Annotated in this window: 15 protein-coding genes and 1 pseudogene; 8 read left to right on the forward strand and 8 right to left on the reverse strand. The window is 65.1% G+C overall.

Features of this window, described 5'->3' with window-relative positions; translation table 11 throughout:
- Positions 1-47: 47 nt before the first annotated feature.
- A complete protein-coding gene (locus tag AC0L2O_RS22400) occupies positions 48-1,115 on the forward strand; it encodes an endo-1,4-beta-xylanase (RefSeq protein ID WP_473371223.1) in 1,068 nt (355 codons plus the stop codon).
- Positions 1,116-1,160: 45 nt separating this feature from the next.
- Here the strand turns inward: AC0L2O_RS22400 and AC0L2O_RS22405 are convergent, their stop codons facing one another.
- The 4 genes and pseudogenes from AC0L2O_RS22405 to AC0L2O_RS22420 all read right to left on the reverse strand — a co-directional run bounded on the left by AC0L2O_RS22405 (position 1,161) and on the right by AC0L2O_RS22420 (position 6,723).
- Positions 1,161-2,159 carry a glycosyltransferase family A protein gene (locus tag AC0L2O_RS22405; RefSeq protein WP_473371224.1) on the reverse strand — a complete coding sequence of 333 codons (999 nt, stop codon included), beginning with the start codon at positions 2,157-2,159 and terminating at the stop codon, positions 1,161-1,163.
- A gap of 58 nt (positions 2,160-2,217) precedes the next feature.
- A pseudogene (locus tag AC0L2O_RS22410) lies at positions 2,218-2,373 on the reverse strand (DUF6492 family protein); the annotation flags it as partial.
- Positions 2,374-2,467: 94 nt separating this feature from the next.
- Positions 2,468-3,262 carry a protein-L-isoaspartate O-methyltransferase family protein gene (locus tag AC0L2O_RS22415; protein ID WP_473371225.1) on the reverse strand — a complete coding sequence of 265 codons (795 nt, stop codon included), beginning with the start codon at positions 3,260-3,262 and terminating at the stop codon, positions 2,468-2,470.
- Positions 3,259-6,723 carry an ATP-binding protein gene (locus AC0L2O_RS22420; RefSeq protein ID WP_473371226.1) on the reverse strand — a complete coding sequence of 1,155 codons (3,465 nt, stop codon included), beginning with the start codon at positions 6,721-6,723 and terminating at the stop codon, positions 3,259-3,261. Before AC0L2O_RS22420 ends, AC0L2O_RS22415 begins: the two co-directional genes overlap by 4 nt.
- Positions 6,724-6,858: 135 nt before the next feature.
- Between AC0L2O_RS22420 and AC0L2O_RS22425 the strand changes: the two genes are divergently transcribed.
- The 4 genes from AC0L2O_RS22425 to AC0L2O_RS22440 all read left to right on the forward strand — a co-directional run bounded on the left by AC0L2O_RS22425 (position 6,859) and on the right by AC0L2O_RS22440 (position 15,546).
- Complete coding sequence (locus tag AC0L2O_RS22425; protein WP_473371227.1) at positions 6,859-13,299, forward strand: amino acid adenylation domain-containing protein; 6,441 nt, start codon at positions 6,859-6,861, stop codon at positions 13,297-13,299.
- Between the two features lie 146 nt (positions 13,300-13,445).
- Positions 13,446-13,613 (forward strand): hypothetical protein, encoded by a 168-nt coding sequence (locus AC0L2O_RS22430; RefSeq protein ID WP_369726114.1) that lies wholly within the window; start codon positions 13,446-13,448, stop codon positions 13,611-13,613.
- A gap of 224 nt (positions 13,614-13,837) precedes the next feature.
- Positions 13,838-14,569 (forward strand): 4'-phosphopantetheinyl transferase family protein, encoded by a 732-nt coding sequence (locus AC0L2O_RS22435; RefSeq protein WP_473371228.1) that lies wholly within the window; start codon positions 13,838-13,840, stop codon positions 14,567-14,569.
- Positions 14,566-15,546, forward strand: coding sequence for an LLM class flavin-dependent oxidoreductase (locus AC0L2O_RS22440; protein WP_473371229.1), 981 nt, complete (start codon positions 14,566-14,568; stop codon positions 15,544-15,546). The genes AC0L2O_RS22435 and AC0L2O_RS22440 overlap by 4 nt, the downstream gene beginning before the upstream one ends.
- Before the next feature lie 137 nt (positions 15,547-15,683).
- Here the strand turns inward: AC0L2O_RS22440 and AC0L2O_RS22445 are convergent, their stop codons facing one another.
- The 3 genes from AC0L2O_RS22445 to AC0L2O_RS22455 all read right to left on the reverse strand — a co-directional run bounded on the left by AC0L2O_RS22445 (position 15,684) and on the right by AC0L2O_RS22455 (position 19,809).
- Positions 15,684-16,709: a histone deacetylase family protein gene (locus AC0L2O_RS22445; protein ID WP_473371230.1), complete on the reverse strand. Its 1,026-nt coding sequence runs from the start codon at positions 16,707-16,709 to the stop codon at positions 15,684-15,686.
- Positions 16,710-16,838: 129 nt separating this feature from the next.
- Positions 16,839-17,780 carry an SMP-30/gluconolactonase/LRE family protein gene (locus AC0L2O_RS22450; RefSeq protein WP_473371231.1) on the reverse strand — a complete coding sequence of 314 codons (942 nt, stop codon included), beginning with the start codon at positions 17,778-17,780 and terminating at the stop codon, positions 16,839-16,841.
- Positions 17,737-19,809, reverse strand: a complete 2,073-nt coding sequence (locus AC0L2O_RS22455; protein WP_473371232.1) for a PQQ-dependent sugar dehydrogenase — start codon at positions 19,807-19,809, stop codon at positions 17,737-17,739. The genes AC0L2O_RS22450 and AC0L2O_RS22455 overlap by 44 nt, the downstream gene beginning before the upstream one ends.
- A gap of 207 nt (positions 19,810-20,016) precedes the next feature.
- Here AC0L2O_RS22455 and AC0L2O_RS22460 point away from each other — a divergent pair, with 207 nt between their 5' ends.
- The 3 genes from AC0L2O_RS22460 (at position 20,017) to AC0L2O_RS22470 (ending at position 22,386) form a co-directional block, all read left to right on the forward strand.
- A complete protein-coding gene (locus AC0L2O_RS22460) occupies positions 20,017-20,250 on the forward strand; it encodes a DUF6894 family protein (RefSeq protein WP_369726120.1) in 234 nt (77 codons plus the stop codon).
- Between the two features lie 9 nt (positions 20,251-20,259).
- Positions 20,260-20,436, forward strand: a complete 177-nt coding sequence (locus tag AC0L2O_RS22465) for a hypothetical protein (RefSeq protein ID WP_369726121.1) — start codon at positions 20,260-20,262, stop codon at positions 20,434-20,436.
- Positions 20,437-20,796: 360 nt separating this feature from the next.
- Positions 20,797-22,386: a gamma-glutamyltransferase family protein gene (locus AC0L2O_RS22470; protein ID WP_473371233.1), complete on the forward strand. Its 1,590-nt coding sequence runs from the start codon at positions 20,797-20,799 to the stop codon at positions 22,384-22,386.
- Here the strand turns inward: AC0L2O_RS22470 and AC0L2O_RS22475 are convergent.
- The gene (locus AC0L2O_RS22475) at positions 22,383-23,669 is read right to left on the reverse strand and encodes an NAD(P)/FAD-dependent oxidoreductase (protein ID WP_473371234.1); all 1,287 of its coding nucleotides are present in this window, start codon (positions 23,667-23,669) and stop codon (positions 22,383-22,385) included. The genes AC0L2O_RS22470 and AC0L2O_RS22475 overlap by 4 nt on opposite strands.
- Positions 23,670-23,678: the final 9 nt, after the last annotated feature.

Here is a 23,678-nt window from a genome sequence, read left to right on the forward strand (position 1 = left end):
CGCCGGTTGGTACATTGGCGCGTTGGTTCCGGAAGGACGGCCGCCACATGATCAAGCTCGACAGACGCGAATTTCTGCTCGGCAGCGCCGCCACGCTCGCAGCGGGCGCGTCGGCGTCGGCACTTCCGGCGTCGAAACTTGCGCAGCGCCGTCCGGGCTATGGCGCCGCCGCCACGCTCTGGGACTTGCAGGCTGATCCGCGGCTCGGTGAGGCCATCAGCACCTATTGCACCCAGGTGGTGCCGGTGCTCGAACTGAAATGGCCGATGCTGCGGCCGGACGCGCACACGTTCGCCTTCGAGCGCGCCGATGCCATCTATGATTTCGCAGTGAACAACGACCTGACCATGCGCGGCCACACGCTCGCCTGGTATCACGACATTCCGGACTGGACCAAGCAGATCAAGGATTCGAAAGGCGTCGAGCGGGCCTATGTCGATCACGTCTCGACAGTCGTGTCCTATTATAGGGACAAGCTGACCTCGTGGGACGTCGTCAACGAGCCCATCCCCGACAATCCCAAGAGCGTCACCGACCGGCGCGGCACGTTCTGGACGCAGCATCTCGGCGACCGCTGGATTCCGCTCGCCTTCCGCACGGCGGCGGCAGCCGATCCCTACGTCAAGCTCGCGATCAACGAATACGACATCGAATCGGCGAAGGATTCGTTCATCGCCAAGCGTGCGGCCTACCGCAATCTCATCATGAGCCTGCTCGACCAGGGCGTGCCGCTGCACGCGGTCGGACTGCAGTCGCATCTGCATGCCGAACTCGAGATCGACACCCATGGGCTCGCCGAGTTCGTGACCGAGCTGCGCGCGTGGGGCCTGGAGGTCTACGTCACCGAACTCGACGTCGACGATCAGAAGCTGACAGGAAGTCCTTCGGAGCGCGATGCCATCGTCGCCAAGCGCGTCGACGATCTCTTGACGGCGATTGCGACCAGCGGGCCGGTGCGTTCGATCCTGACCTGGGGCATTTCCGATCGTTACAGCTGGCTCAACCGCACCGTCGCCGGGAAGGAGAAGCAACCGAGCCGTCCGCTGCCGCTCGATGGCGAGTTCAAGCCGAAGCCGTTCATGGATGTGATCAGCAGGTTCACGAAAGACGTCTAACGGCCAGATGTTGTGCCAGGAGATTGTCCATCTGGACCGCGATGCTTAACTCGACAGCAGCGCGCGCGCGGCGCGGGCAAGGCGACGACCGGCGGTCTTCTGCCGAAGGGCCTCGGTCCAGTCGAACATACTTGAATTGACATCATAGTCGCCCCGTTGAGCTTCCGGTATCGCGCCGGCCACGATGCGTGAGATCAAGTGCGGCAATTCCCGATAGAATGCGTCCGTGCGATACGGTGGATGGAGCGAGTAGATCCCGGCTCCTGAACCGAGAAAGTCGATTCGGGACAGTCCCTTGCTCATCATGGCTGCTGTAAGAATCTCCTCGGCTGGCATCGACAGCGGCGACTGGCGAAACAATCGAGCGCGGATCCGGCGTCTGAGATTCGGACGCACCAAGTCCAGCGCCCCGATCGATGCATCGAACCGGGCTTGATCGATGACGAAGATTCGCGTGCTCACGCTGCGAAAGCGGTAGGCCGGGTAAGCGGCGGCCAACCGCTCGGGCGGTCGGATACCGGTCAACCCCGGAAACGATCCATGCAAATCGCCGAGTGTCCCGTCAGCGCGAGGCGGACCCGGGAGTGGTCCGGCGAACAGCGTATCCGGCGTCGTCCTCAGCCAGCCGATCGCCTCCTCGAGCCAGACCTGGCTGCCGCCGCCAAACAGCATGTCGCTGTCCATATGCACCACATATTCCGCATCCGCCTTCAGCAGACCGTAGAAATAGGCATGGAACGGTCCGCCATCGAAGGCCTTTTCCGGATAAGCGCGGCTTGTGGAGAAGTAGCGCTGCCGAACGGACTCAAGCGCCGCCGGCGAATAGTCGACTTCGGCAATTTCCGCCTTCGACGATTGCCGCGCGATGGCCTCGAGGAGCGCGAACAGGCCTCTGCGGCTCTCGTCATAAGCATTGCCGCTGTAGCGGCCGCTCTTGCTCTGCCTGGTGTCGACTGTGAACACGATACGATCGACCTGATCGCCCCATACCTCAAGCTGATGCGGAAGCGTGTGGACCGCGTGGCGCACGTCCAGCGGATGCAAATTGATCTGAAGCGCGGATCTGAAGCGCATTTCACTTCTCCTTGCCGATGAACGGCTTGGACGCGAACCGCCCGGACAGCGACACGTCCTCATCGTTAACGAGAACATAATGCCGTGTGTAACGCGTCAGCCAAGTGTCGATGCTGTCGCCGAGCAGCGAAAAGCGCTCGATATCCTCGGCATAGCTGGCAGTCAGCAGTGCAACGGAATGCATAAGGCGTGCTTAAAATGGCGTTTGAGTCCCACTCATACTCGCGACGCGGTGAGCTGGGAATTCACTTTCCGAATCAAGGTAAAGCAAAACGATGCTAGCCGTCCGACGGCAGCCCTCGTTCGATGCCGCGAAACCGCAGCGGCGCCAGGGCCGATGCCCGCTGCCACCAGTCGGCGACGCGGTCGTCGAGCGCCGTCGCGCCGCGGCCCTGGCCGGGAAAAATCCGGATCTGCTGGACCGCCTCGGCCTCGAACCTCTTGCCCTTGCGCGTGATCTTGATGACGGCGCCTTCACGATCCCGCTGGGTGAGCGGCACCAGCAGGCGGCCGCCCGGGCGGAGCGACTGAAGCCAATGCGGGTGCGGATGCGGGAAGCCGGCGTGCACGATGATCACGTCGGCGGGTTCGCACACCTCCTCGCATCCGTCGCCCTGGATGACGTCGACATTGCGATAGGGGCCAAGATAATTCGCGGCGCGAGCCGCGAGCCGCTCGTCGCATTCAATCGCGCGCACCGCGCCTTTCGCACCCACCAGCTTCGACAGGACAGCTGAAAAATAGCCGAGCCCGCAGCCGATCTGGATGACGCGATCGTTCTCCTTGATGCCGAGCAGATCGATGAAATGCGCCCACAGGCTCGGGAGCCCGGTGTCGAGCTTGCGGCGCGCGTCGATCGCAACCAGCACATTGTCATAGAGGTGAACGGGATCGGCGTCGCGCGTCAGGCGGTAGCTGCGCCCCGCTTCGCTCTTGATCCGCCAGGGACCTTTTGCCAGGAAATTTTCGCGCGGAACTGCCGCCAGCGCTGCGAGTAGCTGCGGGGAGGAAATCCGCTCGCGCTTCGCGATCAACTCGACATAGCGGGAACGCGCGGCGGCAAGATCGCTCATTTCACCGGATCGGGCTGCTGACGAACCGGTGCCTCCCCACCGAGCTCGTGCACGAGCTGCATCGCCTGCTTCAGGTCCGGCGTGAGGAATCCCTCGTTGAACTTGCCGACGATCGGCAAAAGCAGGAGCGTTGCGTGCTCGCGCTTGCCGGTTTCGTGCGACAGGCGTGCGAGGCTGACGGCGGTGCGAAGTTCCCAGGACAACGCGCCCTGCTTGCGCGCCGTCTCCAGCGACAGTTCGAACAAATCCTCCGCCTCCTCCACCGAGGCCGGATTGCCGTCCGACAGCGTGATCTCGCCTTGCAGGCGATAGACCTCGGCGAGATAGGAGTGGTCGCCGGTCCGTCTTGCGGTCGCCAGCGCACCGTCCAGCGCGCGCAAGGCGGCGTCGCGCATGCCAACCTTGGCATAGGCCTCCGCGAGCAGGCAGCGGAACCAGCAGCCGGCGAGCCATGAATCCATCGCCTCATACTCGTCGAGGCCGAACCGCATCTGGCTGATGCCCTCGTCGGCCTCGCCGAGCTGGGCCAGCGCCCAGCCGCGCAGGATCGCGGCCTGCTGCTTCCAGTGCAGGAAGTTGTGCTCGGTGGCGATGATCATGGCGCGGTTGGCGTGGTCGCGCGTGCCCTCGATGTCCCGCAGGTGCTGGCAGAGATAGGCACCGAACACCAGCGCGAAGGCGAGCGAGAAAGGATGGCGAATCTTCTCCGCAAGCAGGATGGCCTGCTCGCTGTGCTGGCGCGCCGCATCGGGACGACCGAGGAACCACAGCAGATAGCCGAGATAGGACAGCGAGACCACGCCGGGATCGGTGCCGTGGCGCTCCATCAGATCGGAGTGCAGATCGGGGCTGTAGAGATTGATGCAGCGGTGCAGATGATGTTGCGAAGCCGCAAAGCGGCCGCGATAGAGCATGGTCATCGCGATCGAGCGGTGCGCCTCGATCAGGTATCCGGTCTGCTGCGCCGGCTGCGTCCGCTCGTTCAGCCGCTCGCGCTTGGCGAATTTCAACAGCTCGACGCTGAGATCATGCGCGCGGGTGAGATCGGCGCGGATGAAATGGCACACCCAGAGGCCGCGCGTTGCCGCAAAGGCATTTTCGTCGTCGTCGAGCTCGTGGCCGAGTTCGAGCGCGCGGATGTAGTTCTCCTCGACCTCCTGCACCGCATAGCCCTTGGCGGCGATCAGCGCGTTCCCGAGCGCGATGCGCAGCTCGAGCTCCATCTCGTCGGCGCCCTGCATTCGCGCATTGGCTTGCACCACACTCAGTCCGCGGCGCAGATGGCCGATCGCCTCCAGATTGGCGCCGCTCTTGGCCGCCTGCTTGCCGGCCTTGAGCCAGAAGCTCGCCGCGCCCTCGCTCTGGCCGGACTCGGTCAGATGATGGGCGAGAAGCTCAGGCTCGCGCTCGGTCTTCTCCGGATACATCTCGGCGAGCACCTGGGCGATGCTGGCATGCAGCTTGCGCCGCTCGCTGTGCAACAGGCTCGCATGCGCGGCGTTCTGGATCATCACATGCTTGAAGGAATAGAGCGCGTCGGGCGGGTGACCGCGGCGCATGATCAGCCCCGCCTCCTCCAGGTGGTTGAGCGCCGCCTCGATCTGCTCCGCGGGCGTGTTGGCCACCGCGTGAAGGGTTTCATAGGAGAACTCGCGGCCGATGGTGGCGCCGATCTGGGCGATCCGCTTGAACGGGCCCATCCGGTCCAGCCGCGCCATCAACGAGTCCGTCAGGGTCGCCGGGATCGCAAGCTGGCGCCATGGGCCGGACAGCACGTAGCGCCCGTGGCGCTCGGTCAGCAGGTTGGATTCAAGAACGGTCTTGGTGAGCTCTTCCAGGAACAACGGCACGCCGTCGGTCTTGACAATGATCTCCTCGACGACCTCCTTGGGAAGCTCGCGTCCCGCGACGCGCTCGACCATGGTCGCGCGCAGCTGCCGGCTCAGGCGGTTGAGCACGAGTGTCGTGACGTGCGAATGCGCGTTCCAGGTCGGCTGGAATTCCGAGCGCGCGGTGATGACGACTAGGATCGGCCGGTTCTGCACCCGGTCGACGAGGAGGTCGATCACCTCGCGGGAGGTCGGATCGATCCAGTGCAGATCCTCGAACGCGATCACCAGCGGCTGGTCGCGTGCAAGGCCCAGGAAATGATTGACCAGCGCCGCGACGGTCGCGTCCTTCTGCTGCTGCGGCGACAGCTCGAGCGGCGGATAGCGGTCGCCGGCCGGTATCGACAGCAGCGCGGCGAACAGCGGCGCAACCTGCTCGATGTCGCCATTGGCGGCGGCGATTGCGGTCTCGAGGCTGGTCAGCGAGGCCGCGGATACGTCCTCACGATCCAGGCCGAGAGAGAACTTGAGTTGCTCGACGAAGGGATAGAACGCCGTGGAAGTATAGTAGGGCGAGCACTGGAACGAGACCTGCCCGTGGCGGTCGCCAGCGATCCGCTCGAAGATCTCCTGGACGATGCGCGACTTGCCGATGCCGGGCTCGCCGAACTTGACGACGACTTGGCCGCCGCCGTCCTTGGCCTGTTGCCAGCGCCCCATCAGAAGGGCGATTTCTTCCTCGCGGTTGACAAGCGGGGTCAGCCGCGTGCCCATGGCGGCAGCAAAGCGGGTCTCGACCCGCGAGGGGCGCATGACGTGCCAGGCTTGAGCCTTTTCCGAGATGCCCTTCAGCGCGTGGGCGCCGAGATTGCGGTAATCGAACTTCCCCTTCAGCAGCGATTGCGTCGAGGCGGAAATCACGACGCCGTTGGGCGGCGCCAGCGCTTGCAGGCGGGCGGCGAGATTGACGGTTTCGCCGACCGCGGAGTCGCGCTCCTCGGTGCCCTGGCCGACGAGGTCGCCGACCACGACGAGCCCGGTCGCGATGCCGATGCGGACGGCAGGCGCGTGGCTGAGCGCGCCGCGCGGCTCGATCGCGCGTGCGGTCGACAGCACGCGGACGATCTCGAGCCCGGCACGCACCGCACGCTCGGCATCGTCCTCATGCGCGGTCGGATAGCCGAAATAGACCAGGATGCCGTCGCCGACGAAGCGCGCGGCGTAGCCTTCGTAATGCTTGACCACGCGGACGCAGGTCTCGCGGAAGCTCGCGATCATGTCGCGCACGTCTTCCGGGTCGAACTGGGCCGAGAGCGCGGTGGAATCCACCATGTCGCAGAACATTGTGGTGAGCTGACGCCGCTCGGCGCCGACGTCTGTCCGGGTTTGCGGGCGCGCCGCCACGACAGGCGCTTCTGCCGTTTCAGCCTTGAACAGCGCGGCCATCGCCCGCTGGAGCCGCTTCCGATCACCTAGCGGCAATCCGAGCTCGGCGAGGTCAGCCTCGGTGAGGTCCCCCATGACGTCGAGATCGAGGCGGTGCTGCGTGAACAGATCGGTGTAGTGGCCAAGACCGACGCCCTCGAGCCAGCGCTTCAACCCGCCCTCCGTCTCCGGCTCTTTCTCCAGCATGGTGATTCCGCCCGACTATCACTCCGTCGAAGGGCTTAGGGCCCCTCAACCACAGATTTCGGGGCTCAAACTTCACCTCGGACTGGACGCGTTCCCTCAGTTCTTGGAAGAATAGCCCAACCAGATCAAAAGGGAATGGCATTGTCAGGCGTTGCATCCGAAGCGGGAGAGGAATGGGCCAGCTTGGGCGCCGAAACCAAGGTCTTTGTGCATCTTGGCGGCTTTCTCGACTTCTACGCGCGGAGGACACCGGCGGCGCCCGCCCTCCTCGGCCCCGGACGGCCGCCGCTCACCTATGGCGAGCTCGGCGCCAGGACCAGGCATCTGGTCCACACGCTGCGCGGGCTCGGCATTGCGCCAGCCGACCGGCTTGCGGTCGCGCTGCCGCGCGGGGCGGATACCGCGCTGGCGCTGATCGCGGTCGCCTCGGCCTGCGCCTGCATCCCCGTCAATCCCGACCTGACGGCGGACGAGCTGCAACGCTATTTCAGCGAATTGAAGCTGACCGCGCTCGTCACCCGGGCCGGCATGAATTCGGCGGCCCGCGACGTCGCCAAGGCGCTGGATCTCGCGGTGGTCGACTTCGTGCCGGGGCCGGAGACTGATCTCGGCGGTTGCGAATTCACCGGTTCGACGATCGGTCCGGCCTGTACGAGCGGCGTCGCGCGCGGCGACGACGACGCGTTCATCCTGCTGACCTCAGGCACGGCGGCGCGGCCGAAAATGGTGCCGCTGACGCATCGCAACGTGTGCCTGTCGGCTACCAACGCCGGCCGCGTGCTGTCGCTCACGCCGCACGATCGTCTCCTCAATGTCCTGCCGCTGTTTCATGCGCATGGGCTGATCTCCGGCCTGATCACGGCGCTGGCCGCAGGTTCGAGCGTGATCTGCACCGACGGTTTTGACGCACTGTCCTTCTTTGGCTGGATGCGAGCGCTGCAACCGACCTGGTACACGGCCGTGCCCACCATTCATCGCGCGCTGCTGACGGCGGCGGAAGCGGACCCGGACCGCGCAAGATCGTCGTCGCTGCGCGTGATCCGCTCGGCCTCGGCTTCCCTTGCGCCTGCGATCCTCAACGGCTTGCAGGCGACGTTCGGCGTTCCCGTACTCGAAACCTACGGCATGACGGAAGCGGCCTCGCAGATCGCCGCCAATCCGTTCGAGCTGCGCAAGATCGGTTCGGTCGGCCGGGCCGCGGGCCCCGAGATCGCAATCATGGACGCCATCGGCTGCAGCTGCGCAAGCGGCGAGCATGGCGAGATCATGTTGCGCGGGCCAAACATGAGCCGCGGCTACTATAATGACGACGCGGCGACGCAAGCCGCGTTCCGCGACGGCTGGTTCCGGACCGGGGATCTCGGCTACCTCGACGCCGACGGTTATCTCTTCATCGTCGGCCGCATCAAGGACGTCATCAACCGAGGCGGACAGAAGGTCTCGCCACTGGAGGTGGAAGAGGTCCTGTTGAGCCATCCGGCGGTGCTGGAAGCGGGCGTGTTTGCCGTTCCGCACCCAACGCTCGGGGAGAACGTCGCCGCCGTGGTGGTGCTGCGGCCCGGGTCGAAGCCAACCTCGGATCAGTTGCGCCAGTTCGCACGCAAGCGGCTTGCAGCCTACAAGGTGCCGAGCCTGATCCGCAACGTGGCGGCGCTGCCGAAGGGCGCCAGCGGCAAGGTCAAGCGTAACGCGCTGGCCGAGCTGATCGCGACCGCAAAGGGCGACGAGACGCAGTTGCCGCGCACCGCGCTGGAAATCCAGCTCGCGGAGATCTGGGCCAGTCTGCTCGAGCTGCCCCAGGTCAGAGTCGATCAGGACGTTTTTGCGCTCGGCGCCGACTCGCTCGCGGCAACGCAGATGCGCTCGCGGCTGCGCGAACGTTTCAATGTCGACTTCTCGTTCGAGGATATTTTCGATTGCGCCACGGTGGCCGCGCTCGCCGCCCGGATCGAGACCGCCGGGACCCACCGCGGGGCGAAGCTGCCGGCCTGGGGCCAGATCGCGGCGACCGCGGCACATGCGCCGCTGTCGTTCCAGCAGCAGCGGATGTATGTGCTCTCGCGGCTCGATCCGACGCACTACAATTATAATGTGGTCGAGGTCGCACTGCTCAACGGCCAGATCGACATCGCCGCCCTTGAGGCGGGCCTCGCTGCGATCTGCGAGCGCCACGAGGCGCTGCGCTCGGTCTTCATCGAAAGCCACGGCGAACCGGCGCAGCGGGTACTTCAATCGCCGCCGCAGTTCGCGCGGATCAAGCTCAAGCTTTGCCCCGCGGACAAGCAGGCCACGGTGGTCAGGCGCGAGGCGCTGAAGCTCGCGCAATATCCGTTTGATCTGGCGCACGAGCCGCCGTTGAAGGTCACCCTGCTGTCGTTCGACAAATCCAGCCATGCGCTGGTGGTCAATGTCCACCACCTCGTCACCGACGGCTGGTCGCAACGGCTGTTCTGGGAGGAGCTGGCCGCGGAATATGCTGCCGCGCGCAAGGGGGGCACCGCCACACTGCCCTCATCCACCTTCCAGTATCGCGATTTTGCGCGCTGGCAGCAGAGCTGGGCACAAACGCCGGCGGCGAAAGAGCAACTCGATTATTGGCGGACGCAACTCGACGGCGTCACCACGCTGCCGCTGCGAACCGACCGGCCAAGGCCTGAAATCTGGAGCGGCCAGGGCGGCCGTCACTATATCGAATTCTCGAAAGCCTTGTCCGCCGATGTGAGAGCGTTGAGCCAGGACCAGGGCGTGACGCCCTTCATGACGCTGCTTGCGGTGTTCCAAGGCCTCCTGTTCCGCCACACCGCGCATGATGATGTGGCAACCGGTTCGCTGATTGCCAATCGCAACCAGATCGAAAGCGAGCGCCTGATCGGGCTGTTCGCCAATACGCTGATCCTGCGCAACGATTTCAGCGGCGATCCGACCTTCGGCGAGCTGCTGCGGCGGGTGCGCCAGGTCACATTGGACGCCTACCGCAACCAGGACCTGCCGATCGAAGAGGTCCTGCGCGCCTTGCAGATCGCGCGAAGGACGGACGGCAATCCGCTGTTCCGGATCATGTTCATCCTCCAGAACGCATCGATCGAGGCTGCGCGCTTCCCGGGCCTGTCGACGCGCCGGCTCGAAGTCGATCCGAAGGTGGCACGTTTCGACATCACGCTCGAGCTGGTCGAGGCCGAAGGCCGTTTCACCGGCTTTTTCGAATACGCCACCGATTTGTTCGACGCGGCGACGATCCGGGGCATGGCGGCCCAGTTCAAGACCCTGCTCAAATCTGTCATCGCCAATCCCGAGCAGCGCATCTCGCGCGTGCCGCTCCTGACGGACACAGAACGCCGGCAATTGCTGACGCAAGGCGCGACTGCCAATTTTACGACGCGCGGCAATGTCTGTGAACGCTTCGCCCGCCAGGTGAAGAAGACGCCCGATGCGGCGGCGATCTCCGATGGACTTGTATCGCTGAGCTATCGCGAGCTGGCGCGCCGCAGTCAGGCGATCGCACGCTGGCTGGCCCGTGAAGGCGTCGGCGCCGAGACGGTGGTCGCGCTGCTTGCGGACCGGGGGCCCGACCTGCTCGCTGCGATGATCGCGGTGCAGCGCGTAGGCGCCGCCTTCCTGAACCTCGATCCCGAGCAGCCGCGCTCGCGGCTCACGACCATCCTCGGATCGAGTTGCGCCCGCGTGCTGCTGACCGGGCGTAAGCAATCCGCCATGGCCGAAGCGCTGCTTGAGCCGCTGGTCGAGCGGATCGCTGTGGCCGAACTTGAGGACACAATCGCGCTCGGATCGACCAAGCCGGCCCGCGCGGCGCCAAGGGCGGCCTCGAGCCTCGCCTATCTCGTCTACACGTCGGGCTCCTCCGGAGCGCCGAAAGGCGTCATGATCGAGCAGCGTGGGCTGTCGAACCATCTGGCGTCGCTGATTTCCGAGCTGGGCCTCACGAGCAGGGACGTGATCGCGCAGACCGCGCCGCAGAGTTTTGTGATCTCGGTGTGGCAGTTCCTCGCCGGTCCCATGGCCGGCGCGCGCGTCCATGTCTGCGGCAATGCCGTCGTGCAGGATCCGATCCTGCTGGCGCGGGAGATCGAGCGCGAGGGCATCACGGTGCTCGAGATCGTGCCATCGCTGTTGCGTGTGATCCTCGAACGCATGGACGAGGCACCAATCCAGCGCGCCTTCTCCAAACTGCGCGTCCTGATCTCGACCGGCGAGCCGCTGCCCGTCGAGCTCTGCCGCGCCTGGTTCGCCCGCTGCCCGACGGTGCCGCTGATCAACGCTTATGGCGCCTCGGAATGCTCCGACGACGTCTCCCTGCATCGGCTGACCAAAGCGCCGGCAGCGACGACGATCAATGTCCCGGTCGGCGCTGCGCTGCCCAATATCCAGCTTTACGTGCTCGATCCCAATCTGGAGCCGCAGCCGGCCGGGGTGGTCGGCGAGCTCTGCATCGGCGGTGCCGGCGTCGGCCGCGGCTATATCAACGATCCCGCGCAGAGCCGGGAGCGCTTCATCCCCGATCCGTTCGCGCGCGAGACAGCCGCGCGGCTGTATCGCACCGGTGACCTCGCCCGCCGCCGCACCGACGGCACGATCGAATGTCTTGGCCGCGCCGACCATCAGGTCAAGATCCGCGGCTACCGCGTCGAGCTGAAGGAGATCGAGACCACGCTCGCCGATCATCCGGACCTGCGCACCGGCATCATCGAGCCGCGCCGCGACACCAATGGCGATGTCAGGCTGATCGCCCATGTCGTTGCCAAGGCCGGTAGCCACGCCAACGCCAGCGAGTTGCGCGACTTCCTCAAGAGCCGATTGCCGGGCCATGCGATCCCGTCAGCGTTCCTGTTCCTGGACCAGATTCCGCTCAATGCCCACGGCAAGCTCGATCGCTCCGCACTGCTCGCGCCGGCGCAACAGGAGACCGCCGGCCCGGAGCTCGCGGTGCCCGCACGCCGCTTTACCGAAAAGGTCCTGTCCGACATCTGGATAGACCTGCTCAAGGTCGAGAGCCTCGGTATCACCGACAATTTCTTCGATCTCGGCGGCCATTCGTTGCTGGCGGGCCGGACGATGGCGCGTGTCGCCCGCGCGCTCGGGGTGTCGCTACCGATCAAGACCATTTTCGAGGCGCCGACGGTCGAGGAGCTCGCCCGCCGGGTCGATGAAGCGATCGCGGCAAAGCCGCGGAAGCCCGAGGCAAGCGTCGCGCGGCTGGCCGAAAGCGGGTCTCCCACGCTCTCGATCGCGCAGGACCAGATCATTCGGATCGAGCAAAGCCTGCCGAATCTGCCGCTGTTCAACCTGCCCTTCGCCTTCCAGCTCGATGGCCCAATCGATGTACGCAAGCTGGCACAGGCGATCGATGACATCGTGCGCCGCCACGAATCATTGCGGACGGCGTTCGGCTGGAATGGCGACGAGCCGGTCAGCCGCATCATGGCACCGGACACCGTCGGCACGGTCCTGACGGTCGAGACCGTTGGCGACGGCTATCCCCACAGGAACAAACGGCGCAAGGCGCTCGAACTCAGGAAGATCAAGCTCCTGATGCAACGAGAGACCTATATCCCGATCGACATCGGGCGCGCGCCGCTGCTGCGGGCACGGCTGCTGCGGCTTCACGATGAGGATCACGTGCTGCTGCTGACGTTGCACCATGCCATCGCCGATGGTTGGTCGATCGGCGTGATATTCGAGGAGCTGTCCAACCGTTATGCCGCGCTCGTCGGGCATCCGTCCGTCCCATTGCCCGAACTGCCGCCCGCCTTCTCCGACGTTGCGCGCTGGCAGCGCTGGTGGTGCGGCACTGATGCGGCCCGGCGGCAGGCCGCCGAGTGGACGGACGCTCTGCGCGGCGCCGGCCCGGTGTTTGACGGCGAACCTAGTCCCAGCGCGTCGACCGGTCATCATCCGGTCAGCCTGGAGCCGGAGCTGATCGCCCGGCTCGCGGCCTTTGCCGGCCAGCACAACAGCACGCCGTTCATGTGTCTCCTGACCGGCCTGAAAACCTTGCTGATGGCGCGAACGGGACGCACGGACATTTCGGTCGCCACCGCCATGGCCAATCGCGCCCAGCCGGACACCGAGCGCATCGTCGGCCCGTTCGAGAACACGGTGATCGTCCGCACCAAAATCACGCCGGAGCTGTCGTTCGCGCAGGCCTTGGGACGGGTGCGCGAAAGCGTGCTCGACGCACATGCGCGGCAGGAACTACCGTTCAACATCCTGGCCGACCACCTTGAGCAGGAGGGAATCGATCCGGCCTCGCTGCTCCAGGTCTATCTCACGCTGCAGAATCCGCTGCGCCAACCGCTCCAGCTGCCCAATATCACCGTGCGATCGACCGGAAACGTCGCGCGCGAGGGCCAGCCGGTGCTGCCGGTCGACCAGACCTGGTTATCCCTGATGCTGAAGGAGCGTCCGACCGGCATCAGCGGTTCTTGCAATTACAAGACCGACCTGCTCGACGGCAGCACGATCGGCGCATGGATGGAGGATCTCGTCGCGCTGCTGGTGGCGGCGGTCGCCCGGCCGAATACGCCGCTCGGCCGCCTGCTCGAGCGGAGGGCGGCATGACCGGCGTTGGTCCCGCACAGAATGCGGGTTCACCCGCCAAAGCTGTGAATGATCAAGTTGCATCTTGATTATTTCGCGCTTGCCGCGCAAGATTATTCCTGCGCGTTTGATTTGGACGGATTATTTTCAACCGGGGGAGTGTCGTTATGGGTTTCATCAAATTTACCAAAGGTACCTCGCTGAGCGACAAGGACCGCAAGTCGTTGCGGAAACTGCTCAGCGACGAGAAGAAGAAGCTCCAGTCCGCGCTGAAGGACGTCGATAGCAGCCTTTCGATGCTGGGCGGATCGAAGAAGGCCAAGAAGAAGAAGTAAAGATTTGTCGGCAGGGATGCCGCACGATCTTCGGGCTTCACTTTTCGGATAAGGCCGCTCGCCTGTCGAGTTGGGGCCTCGCATAAGCTTGGGTCTTTAAACCGGTCGGCAATCGACAAGAATTTGCCCGGGTGGATCGCTAGACGCGGTCCACCCGGTTTGCTTCTGTTGGTTGTTGCCTCAGGACCGGATTTGGCCTCCGCCTGACGCTATGGGCCCGATTAATGGCAGACGACGGAATTGAGCTGTTTGTCGGACTGATCGAGGGCATCGACACGCCGGTCGCGGTCGATACGTGCCGGCGTTTGCTCTCGCTCGACGAACGAATGCGCGCGGATCGCTTCGTGTTCGAGCGGCATCAGCGGCAATATATCTTCGCCCACGCCATGTTACGCCTCGCGCTCTCGCACGCGGCACCTGAAGTCGCGCCCGCCGACTGGTCCTTTGCGGCCGGCCACTACGGGCGGCCCTTTGTCGCATCGCCCAGGACCTCGGGCGCGCTGCATTTCAGCCTGTCCCATGCCGACGGCTGCGTCGCCTGCGTCGTGTCCAGGCACGAGGCCGTCGGCGTCGATGTCGAGACGGTGTCGCGGCGGGTCGCGCCGCTGTCGACCGCGCTTCGTTTCTTCGCGCCGGAAGAGGTCGAAACGCTGCGCGGACTGCCTGAGCCGGCTGCGATCGAGCGCTTCTTCGACTATTGGACGTTGAAGGAAGCGTATCTGAAGGCCAGGGGCTTTGGGCTCAATTTGCCGCTCGACGCGTTTGCGATGCAGGTGTCGCGGGAGGCGATCGCAATCAGCTTCAAGCCCGATATCACCGATGATCCGCAAGCATGGTGTTTCTCGCTGAGCTCGCCCTCGCCCTCGCATCGCCTTGCGATCGCCGACGGCTCGCGCGCGGCCGGCGGCCTTCCCATCACCCGCAATGCCTGGCCGCTCCGGGAAGCCGCTGAATGACACCCCCACGGCTGCGCGTCTTTCCCGCGATCTCGCGCAACCGCGATCCGAAGACATATGTCGGCGAACTGATGCGAGTGGCGCAGTTCGCCGACCGCAGCGGCTTTGAAGGCATTCTGCTGTTCGAAGGCAACGACGTGTTCGTCGAGCCCTGGGCCATGGCCCAGCACATCATGGCGGAGACGACGCGAAGCTCGCCCCTGATCGCCGTCAATCCGGTCTACATGCATCCGTTCACAGCAGCCAAATTCGTCTCGTCCTTCGCGCAGCTCTACGGCCGCAAGGTCTATCTGAACATGATCACGGGGACCGCGGTCAGCGACTTGCAGGGGCTGGGCGACGAGCAATCGCACGCCGACCGCTACGTCCGCCTCCGCGAGTTCGTCGCGCTGATGCGCCAGCTGCTCTCAAGTCCGCGGCCGGTGAATGTCGAAGGCCAATTCTATCGCGCGAGCAATCTGCAGCTGCGGCCGCGCCTGCCGCCCGAGCTGATGCCGGAATTTCTCATCGCCGGCCAGTCGGAAGCGGCGCAACGCGCGGCGCAGGAGACCGGCTGCATCAAGATGCAGATGCTGCCGCCCGATCTCGATCGCGGCCTCAACGCGCCTGGAATGAATTTTGGAATCTTTGCCCGCGAGAGCGGTGACGAGGCGCGGCAGGCGGCGAAAACGCGTTTCCGCGACAACCCCGACGATCGCGAGCTGCTCGCGCTGACGGTAGAGAACAGCGATTCCGTCTGGAAGCGGCAGCTATATGACGGGCAAAGCGGCGAGCTTCAGGACAATGGCTACTGGCTGCTGCCGTACCTCACCTTCCAGGCCGACTGCCCCTATCTCGTCGGCAGCTACGCCGAGATCGGCGCGAAACTAAGGGATTTTGCGGCGAAGGGCCTGACCACGATCATGCTCGACATGGTCGCGGACGAGGCCGAGATGCAGCACGTCTGCGAGGCGCTCGCGGCGAGCGGGATGTTTTGATTTGTTGATGAAGTCGACCTTCCATCCACATCGTCATTGCGAGCGCAGCGAAGCAATCCAGGCTCCCTCCGCGGAAAGATTCTGGATTGCTTCGCTGCGCTCGCAATGACGGAGAATGACGGGCTACCCAGCGACAATCACCGCGCCTGTTCGAATCCGGCGAGCACCGCGGTCAGATTGGCGCCCAGAATATCCGAGAGATAGCCGCCTTCCTGCACGAACACGGTCGGCAGGCCCATCTTCGCGATGGCTTGGCCGATACGGCGGAAGCCCGGCGTGGTGACGGCGAGCCCCCTCAGCGGATCGTGTTCGGAGGCGTCGAGGCCGAGCGCGATGACGAGAGCGCCGGGCGCAAAGGACTCGATCGCCTTGCGCGCCACATCCATCGCCTGGATGTAGCCGTCATCGCCGGTGCCGATCGCCAGCGGGATGTTGAGATTGGCGCCCAAGCCCGGGCCTTCGCCGCGTTCATGCGCATAGCCCCACACGTAAGGATAATACGCGACGGGATCGGCATGGATCGACACCGTGTAGACGTCAGGCCGCGCGTAGAAAATGCCCTGCGTTCCGTTGCCATGATGGACGTCAACGTCGAGGATCACGACGCGCTCATGCTTGAGCCGCAGATGCGCCGCCGCGATCGCGCTGTTGTTGAGGAAGCAGAAGCCGCCGGCCATATCGCGATAGGCGTGATGACCGGGCGGACGGCAGAGCGCATAGGTCGCGTCTTCACCGTCCATCACCATCTGCGCCGCGGTGACAGCGACATCCGTCGCGGCACAGGCCGCGGCCCAGGTGCCCGGCCCGATCGGCGCGGCAGTGTCGGCGGTGTGCCAGCCGAGCTTGCCGACGATATGAGCGGGATAGGTCGCGGCATGACGGACCGGATGGATGTTGCCGATCATCTCCGGACCGGAATCGCCCAGTGCTGTCCAGGCGTCCCAGGCCTCGCTCAGGAACGATAGATATTCCGGACTGTGAATGCGCGCGCGCGGGCCCTGCCCGAACGTCGTCGGCTCGACCAATTGATGCTTGCCGTCCTTCAAACCCTTCAGCAGGCGGTCGGCCCGCTCGGGCTGCTCGGTCGTGCGCTTGACGACACCGCGAACCAGGAAGAATTGCGGATCGTGGCTGCGGTGCAGTTCGGTATGGACGGCTTTCACTCACGCACTCCGTGCTCGCATTGACGATGGCCACAGATGTCTAAATCCCTGCGGCCGCCGGATGCAAGCAAGAAGAATGCCGTCTTCTCAGCACCGCTCTGCGCCAAAAGCAGACCGCCCGCAAGGTGCTCAGCAGCGCCCGCGCTGGAGACAGTGCTCGCGACCCTGCTGGTCGGCGCGAAAGGACTCGATGAAGCCGCCCTGGCGCTGCGTGACGAAGACGGTCTTGCCGTCGCTGCCGCCGAAGGCGAGGTTGGTGGGCTCCTTGCCTTTCAGCACGATCTCGCGCTCGACCGCACCGTTGGGCTTCATCAGCGTGATCGTACCCTTGAGAATGCGTGCGAGGTAGAGGCGGCCGGCGACATCGGTGCGCAGCCCGTCGATGGTGTCCGGCTGAAACGTCTTCACGAGCTTGGCGTCGACGAGCGCGTTGCCGACAATGCTGTATGACCAGACCTGTCCGCTGCCGGACTCGCCGACATAGAGCGTCTTGCCGTCGGGGCTGAGGTCGATGCCGTTGGTGGTGCCCATCGTGCGCGGCGCGGCCATGATCTGCCCCTGTACAACACCGTCGGCTCCCTTCGCGACGCGCCAGATGTGGCCTTCCCTGCCTTTCCAGTTCGGATCGCTCGCATAGATCGTGCCGTCGCGGGCGATGGTGATGTCGTTGGGCTGGTTCATCTCGTCGGAGTGAAACCAGACCGTCGGTTCGCTGCCGCCTTTCGCGATCGCGAAGATGTTGTGCTTCTTGTAGTCCGCGATGAACATCGTGCCGTTGCGATCGAAGCGGATGGCGTTGCCGACGCTGCCATCAGGAAGTGCGGTGAACGGCTCGGAGGCCGTGCCGCCCGCGGGCAATTTGCCGATGGTGCCGGGCTTGCCGAAATTGACGACGAAAAGATTGCCATCGAGATCGGCGGCAGGCCCTTCGATGCCGAAGGTGTATTCGCTGGCGGGCGTCACCTGCACGCTTTCGAACAGCTTCGTCTCGGTTGCGGCCAGCGGCGTCGCGATGACCAGCAAAATACTACTGCACAGGCACCAGAAATTCCTGCCGGATGTAATAGCCATCGTCGTCGCTGCATTCGCCATTCAGATAGGGATCGGCCGGCCGGAAAAATCGGCTGAAGCCGGCTTTGTCTACAGCGTTGCTTTGTGTCACGACGACGACCTTGGCGGCCGGTATTTCGCCGCATTCCTTGTTCGCCTTGCTGAAAAACTTGCGCTGCGGCAGCCCGAGCTTCACGCGCATCCGCGTTCCCGGAACCATTTTCGCGACGAGCAGGTCCGCGTTCGTGAGCAGACCCGCATAGCCGGGTTCGGTCTTCGGCAGGCTTTCGCCGCCCGGCGGCATCAGCTTCTCTGCGCCGATGCCGCGCAGCCGCGTGCGCAGCTTGCCGGAGTCGGGATCACCCGGATAGATCCAGCCGTCCTGCGACAGCATGAAGCGCAGTACGGCTGAGTCCTTGTCCGCGTCCGATTGTCCGGCCTTCAGGCCGAAATCAGAGTGGCAGCCGACGCAGTGCTTTTCGACAAGGCTCTTGCGCAGCGTGGTGAGCCGGATCCGATTCTGCGCGTCTTTGCCGACGAAGGCGGCGAGCTGGTCGATCAGCGCCAAGCTGCGCGTGTCGCAGGGCAGCGGCGGCGGCGGTTCGCCAGCGGCGCGATCGATGCGGATCACCGTCTGGTTCTTGTCCTCGACCAGCCAGATCGCGCCGTCCTCCGCGACCGTCATGCCGACCGGCGCGCCTTGCGGCCGCGCGCCGTTGACGCGGTGCCAGCCCGCGATCAGTTCCTCAAACGGCGCGGCAGCGACCTCGCCCGCGTCGGTCTGAAAGCTGCGGGTCGGGTCGGCCGCACAACTGATGTGATAGCGCACCGGCGCCGGGCTCGACTTGGGAAACCCGTGATCGTCGACGTCGTAGGCGAGGACCCTGCTTCCGGTCGGGCGATAGCCGTGCAGGCCGACCAGGAGCTTGCCTTCGAGCTCCGGGAATTTGGCGCCGTGATAATAGAGCATCGCGAGCGGCGCGCCGTGCGGCGGCAGCAGCGACAACGGCTGCCTGTAGATGGCGTTGGCCGTGCAAAGGGATTTGTAGGTCCCCGATTGCAGCACGGTTCTGAACTCGGGGCTCGGCGTCGACAGGTCGAAACAATAGGGCCAACCATAATGCCTGCCCTGCTCGATCGCGTTGATCTCTTCGTTCGGCTTGAAGATGTCGGGCAGGTCGCGGCCATTCTCACCTTGCAGGAAGGCGTAGCCGGCATCGGGAAAGTTCGGGTGCAGCGCCATCGCCATCGAGTTGCGCAGGCCGCGCGCATAGACGGCGTGGGGCGGATCGGTATCGCCAGGTTTCAACGCCGGGAAAACACCGCCGGCGGGCGGCGTGAACAGCCAGATCGCGGCCATCGCGGAGGCACCTTCAGCCGCCGCACAGGGCCGCGTGATCGGCGCGGGCGTGATGCAGTCGTCGCTGTGGGCGCCGATATTGACGAACAGCCGGCCGGTCTTGTCGAAGGCGAATTGCTTGAGCGGATGCGCGCTCTCGTCGAGCCTGGTGCCATCGGGCAGCGTAATGCGGCGGCCCGGCATGTGGCGGATGACGGTCTCGACCGTGCCACGCGGATTGTCCGCGAGCGGGTCGAACCGGAAGATGGTCTCGGCGGTCGAGGCGTAGAGCTTCCTGTCCGGACCGATCACAAGCCCGAACGGATATTCGACACCCGTCAACAGCTCCTTGAACCGCTGGCCTGGGGACGCATGCGGATCGAGCAGCAGCAACCGCCCGTCGGCATGGCCCCAACCGCCCATGTCTGCGACCACGAAGAGATCATGGCCGGGCACCTGGATGATCGAGCGCGGAAATTTCAGATGGTCCTCTTCGCTGGCGACAAGGCCGGCGCAAAATCCCGCCTTCATGTCGATCTGGATTTTGGGAAAAGCGAGATCGCCGCTGCCGCAGGTCTCAGCTCCGATGGCGTAGCCGCTCTTGCGCGCCGGTTCCGATGACGCCATCGAGGCGAGGCCGAGCAGGGCAACCAGGGCGGCCATGCATGCACGCGCGCTTCGGCGTTCACGCGAGAATGTGAGGTGGTTCACGGCAGCCTCCCGGATTTTCCGTCCAGGGTTGTTCCATGCCGCCCAAGCGCCGTCCAGTTGATCAACACCCCCTTGTGATCAAACCCCCAGGGGTCTTCGACCCGACCAATATCCGTAGATTCCCTTACCGGGCTCGACCCGAATGTTTCGCGAAGGCTTCAGATGGTATTCGTGTGCCGTCCTCATCGCTCTCGACAGGAGGCGTGTATGGTCCAGATGTATTTCCACTGCTCCAATGCCGAAGGCACGCTGATCGATCGGTATGGCACTGCGGTCGCCAACCTGACCGAGGCGCGCGACCGCGCCGCCCAGATCATGCAATCGATGATTCGGACGCCCGGCGCCGAGGATTGGCGCGACTGGGTGATCCATATCAGCGACGACGATGGCGAGGAGATCTTCGAACTCCCCTTCACCGCCATGCTCGGCAAGCCGCATTGAGGTGATGTCGTGCTGCTCGCTTCACTGACCCTGCTCTGCCAGCCCCTGAGCTTCGTTGCCACCAAATGGCAGAAGCTGGTGCGGATCGCGGCCAATCCCTATCGCCCGGAACTTCACTACATGCGCGGGCCTGGCCCAAAATGGCACGCCAAGTATCAGGCCAGCCGCCTGAGCCGCGAGCTCTGAGGTCTGCGGCTTCGCCGCTCTTTCCTGAAAAAGCTCTCTCCATTGTTCATGCCCGGGCCTAGCCGTCCGAAGGACGGCGTCGCTTCCGCTCGCGTATGCCCCGGGCATCGACGTTTTTGGCATCTGCCCGAAAGACGTGGATGGCCGGGACAAGCCCGGCCATGACGGCGGCGCGGCTTGCCCTGGGTCACCGCACCGTAAACTGCGCCTTGCGCTTCATCCCGCGCCTGTTTCACACCTGCCATGTCGCTCCTCGGTGTGGATGTTCTCGTTGACGGCAATGTGCCATCTTCGCGCGCAGCCAATTGCAGAGCTTCAAACATCGGCGCAACGAAGCCAAGACAACGCACAGGCGACATCATGCCTCACCAGTTCAGCCTCGCCCAAGCGATCCGCAAGCCCGCAATCAAGTCCAGGGGCGGCATCGTCGCGGCGCAGTCGCGACGGGCGGCCGAAGTGGGAGCGCAGGTGCTGGCGGCGGGTGGCGACTGCGTCGACGCAATCGTCGCGACCACCTTTGCGCTGAACGTGCTGGAGCCCTGGAACAGCGGCATCGGCGGCGGCGGCGCGATGGTGCTCTACCGCGCCAAGGAAAACCGCTACGAGGTGATCGACTACGGCATGTGTGCGCCGCAGAGCCTGCGCCTTGCCGACTATCCGCTCAGCGGCGACGGGGCAGCTTCCGATCTGTTTCCCTGGTCGCGGGTGAAGGACGACCGCAACATCCACGGCCCCGGCGCGATCGCCGTGCCCGGCGTCGTGGCCGGCATGGAAGAGGCGCATCGTCGCCACGCCAGGCTGCCATGGAAGGATCTGCTCGCGCCGTCAGTCGCGCTCGCCGGCGAAGGCCTGCTGGTCGATTGGTGGACCACACTGACCATCGCGAGCGCGGCCGCCGACCTTCGCCGCTATCCCGCGAGCGCGGCAGCGTTCCTCAAGGACGGCCTGCCGCCAAGCCCGGCATGGGCCATCAAGTCAGAGACGCGACTGCCGCAGGATAGGTTGAAGGCGACACTGTCGCGCCTTGCCGAAGCCGGGCCGCGCGACTTCTACCAGGGCGATCTCGCCAGGAGCATCGCGTCAGACGTCCAGGCCGACGGCGGCGCGCTGTCGGTGGAGGACCTGGCGGCATTCCGCAGCTATCTGCGCGAGCCGCTGGCGATTCCCTATCGCGGCGGCAAGGTGCTTGCCACGCCTGAACTCACGGCCGGACCGACATTGGCGCATGCGCTGCGCCTGCTGCAGCAGAATCTGAAGCCGGCAGGCACGCCTAACGCGGCCGCCTACGCCGAGTATGCGCTCGCTTTGCAATCGGCTTATCGCGAGCGGCTCGGCGACATGGGCGATGCCGACGGCAAGCGCTCGCTCGGTGCCGACTATCTGGCGCCCGCCTGCACCACGCACTTCTCGGTGGTCGACCGCCACGGCAACATCGCCGCGGTGACCCAGACGCTGCTCTCGTCATTCGGCTCGAAATATGTGACGCCGCACACCGGCATCGCCATGAACAACGGCATCATGTGGTTTGATCCGACCCCAGGCACCACCAACTCACTCGCCCCCGGCAAGCGCTGCCTCACCAACTACACGCCCGTCATCGCCGAAACCAGACATGGCAAGCGCCTCGCGGTCGGCGCCTCCGGCGGCCGCCGCATCCTGCCGGCGGTGATGCAGCTTGCGTCCTTTGCAATGGATTTTGGCATGGAGCTCGATGCCGCAATTCACCAGCCGCGCATCGACGCCAGCGAGGGCGCGATCGTGATCGGCGACACCCGCCTGCCCGCGGAGGTCCGCAAAGCGCTCGCAGCGCGGTTCGACTATCAGGAGGCGCAGGTGCAGGCGGTCCCGGCGAAGTTCGCCTGCCCGAGCGTCGTGATGCGCGATGGCGACGTCAACTCAGGCGCGGTCGAGATCTTCCAGCCCTGGGCCGACGCGGTGGCGGAGGGCTAGATCCCCAGTCGGTCGCGTACGCGACCCGCGATCACGGCCGTGGTCACGCCCACGGGCCAGAACGCATGCATCGGGATCGGCTTGATGCCGGTGAGGGGCATATCGAGCTCGGCCTTGGCACCGCCGATCAGGCGGCGCGCGAGCTGCGCGCCCATTGCGGTCGAGAGCGCGACGCCGCGACCATTGCAACCGAGCGAGATCAGAATGTTCTCCGCCGGCTCATGCACGTGCGGATAATGGTCCTTGGTGATGGCGAGGCGGCTGTTCCAGCCATGGGTCCAGCTGACGCCCTTGAGCTGCGGCCACAGCCGCTCAGCGTAACGCATGAGATAGGCGACGTCGCTCGGCGAGTTGATCCAGCGCATCGGGCCGCGGCCGCCCATCAACAGGCGGTTGCTCTGATCGATGCGGTAATAAACCGTGATGTGCCCGCTCTCGTAGAGGACGGGGCGCGTCGGCATGATCGAGCGGGCGACCTCATCGGGGAGAGGTGCGGTCGCGGCAATCGACGAAAACACCGGCACGATGGTGCGGCGGAGCGCCGGCCAGAGGTCGTCGGTGAACCCGTTGGTCGCGAGCAGCACCTTGTCCGCATGCACGATCGCGCGCGGCGTCTCGATGCGCCAGCGCGTGCCCTCGCGGCGCAGCGACAGCGCCGGCGTCTCGCCATGAACCTTCGCGCCTGCGGAGATCGCGGCGCGCGCAAGGCCACGGGCGTAGCTCAGCGGATGCAGATCGCCGCCGCGCGTATCCAGCATGGCGCCGATGTAGCGGTCGGTGCCGGTCATCTCGCGCAACTGCTCGCGGTTCAGATACGTCACCGGCATGCCGCGACGGATGCATTGCTGCGCTGTCTGCTCGATCGCGGCTGCGCTCGATTCGTTATAGGCGGCACGCAGCGTACCGTTCTGCCGCGCTTCGCACGGGATCTGATAGCGCCGGATCAGGTCGTGGGTGAAATTCGTCGTGCCGTAGGAAAACGCGATCATGCGGCGGCCGAGCTCGGCGCCGAAATCGGCTTCGATCTGATCGGGATCGTGCTTCAATCCGGGATTGGTGTGGCCGCCATTGTTGCCGGATGCGCCCCAGCCCGGCTCCTGCGCCTCCAGCACCAGCGCCTCAACGCCCTGCTCGGCCAGATGCAACGCGGTGGAGAGACCGGTGTAGCCGCCGCCGATGATGGCGACCGAGACGGTGCTGTCCGTGTCGAGCGGCGGCGTGGCGACGGGTGCCACGGCGGTGTCGGCATAGAGCGAGGGCGGCAAGGGCAGACGCGTGTTCATGGCAGACCG

This window comes from Bradyrhizobium sp. Kon10, assembly GCF_055807395.1.

Bases quoted from the DNA above. Each gene is read 5' to 3' on its own strand.
- AC0L2O_RS22400 (WP_473371223.1), top strand. From the start codon at position 48: ATGATCAAGCTCGACAGACGCGAATTTCTGCTCGGCAGCGCCGCCACG.
- AC0L2O_RS22415 (WP_473371225.1), bottom strand. From the start codon at position 3,262: ATGAGCGATCTTGCCGCCGCGCGTTCCCGCTATGTCGAGTTGATCGCG.
- AC0L2O_RS22420 (WP_473371226.1), bottom strand. From the start codon at position 6,723: ATGCTGGAGAAAGAGCCGGAGACGGAGGGCGGGTTGAAGCGCTGGCTC.
- AC0L2O_RS22425 (WP_473371227.1), top strand. From the start codon at position 6,859: ATGGCATTGTCAGGCGTTGCATCCGAAGCGGGAGAGGAATGGGCCAGC.
- AC0L2O_RS22430 (WP_369726114.1), top strand. From the start codon at position 13,446: ATGGGTTTCATCAAATTTACCAAAGGTACCTCGCTGAGCGACAAGGAC.
- AC0L2O_RS22435 (WP_473371228.1), top strand. From the start codon at position 13,838: ATGGCAGACGACGGAATTGAGCTGTTTGTCGGACTGATCGAGGGCATC.
- AC0L2O_RS22440 (WP_473371229.1), top strand. From the start codon at position 14,566: ATGACACCCCCACGGCTGCGCGTCTTTCCCGCGATCTCGCGCAACCGC.
- AC0L2O_RS22450 (WP_473371231.1), bottom strand. From the start codon at position 17,780: ATGGCTATTACATCCGGCAGGAATTTCTGGTGCCTGTGCAGTAGTATT.
- AC0L2O_RS22460 (WP_369726120.1), top strand. From the start codon at position 20,017: ATGGTCCAGATGTATTTCCACTGCTCCAATGCCGAAGGCACGCTGATC.
- AC0L2O_RS22470 (WP_473371233.1), top strand. From the start codon at position 20,797: ATGCCTCACCAGTTCAGCCTCGCCCAAGCGATCCGCAAGCCCGCAATC.
- AC0L2O_RS22475 (WP_473371234.1), bottom strand. From the start codon at position 23,669: ATGAACACGCGTCTGCCCTTGCCGCCCTCGCTCTATGCCGACACCGCC.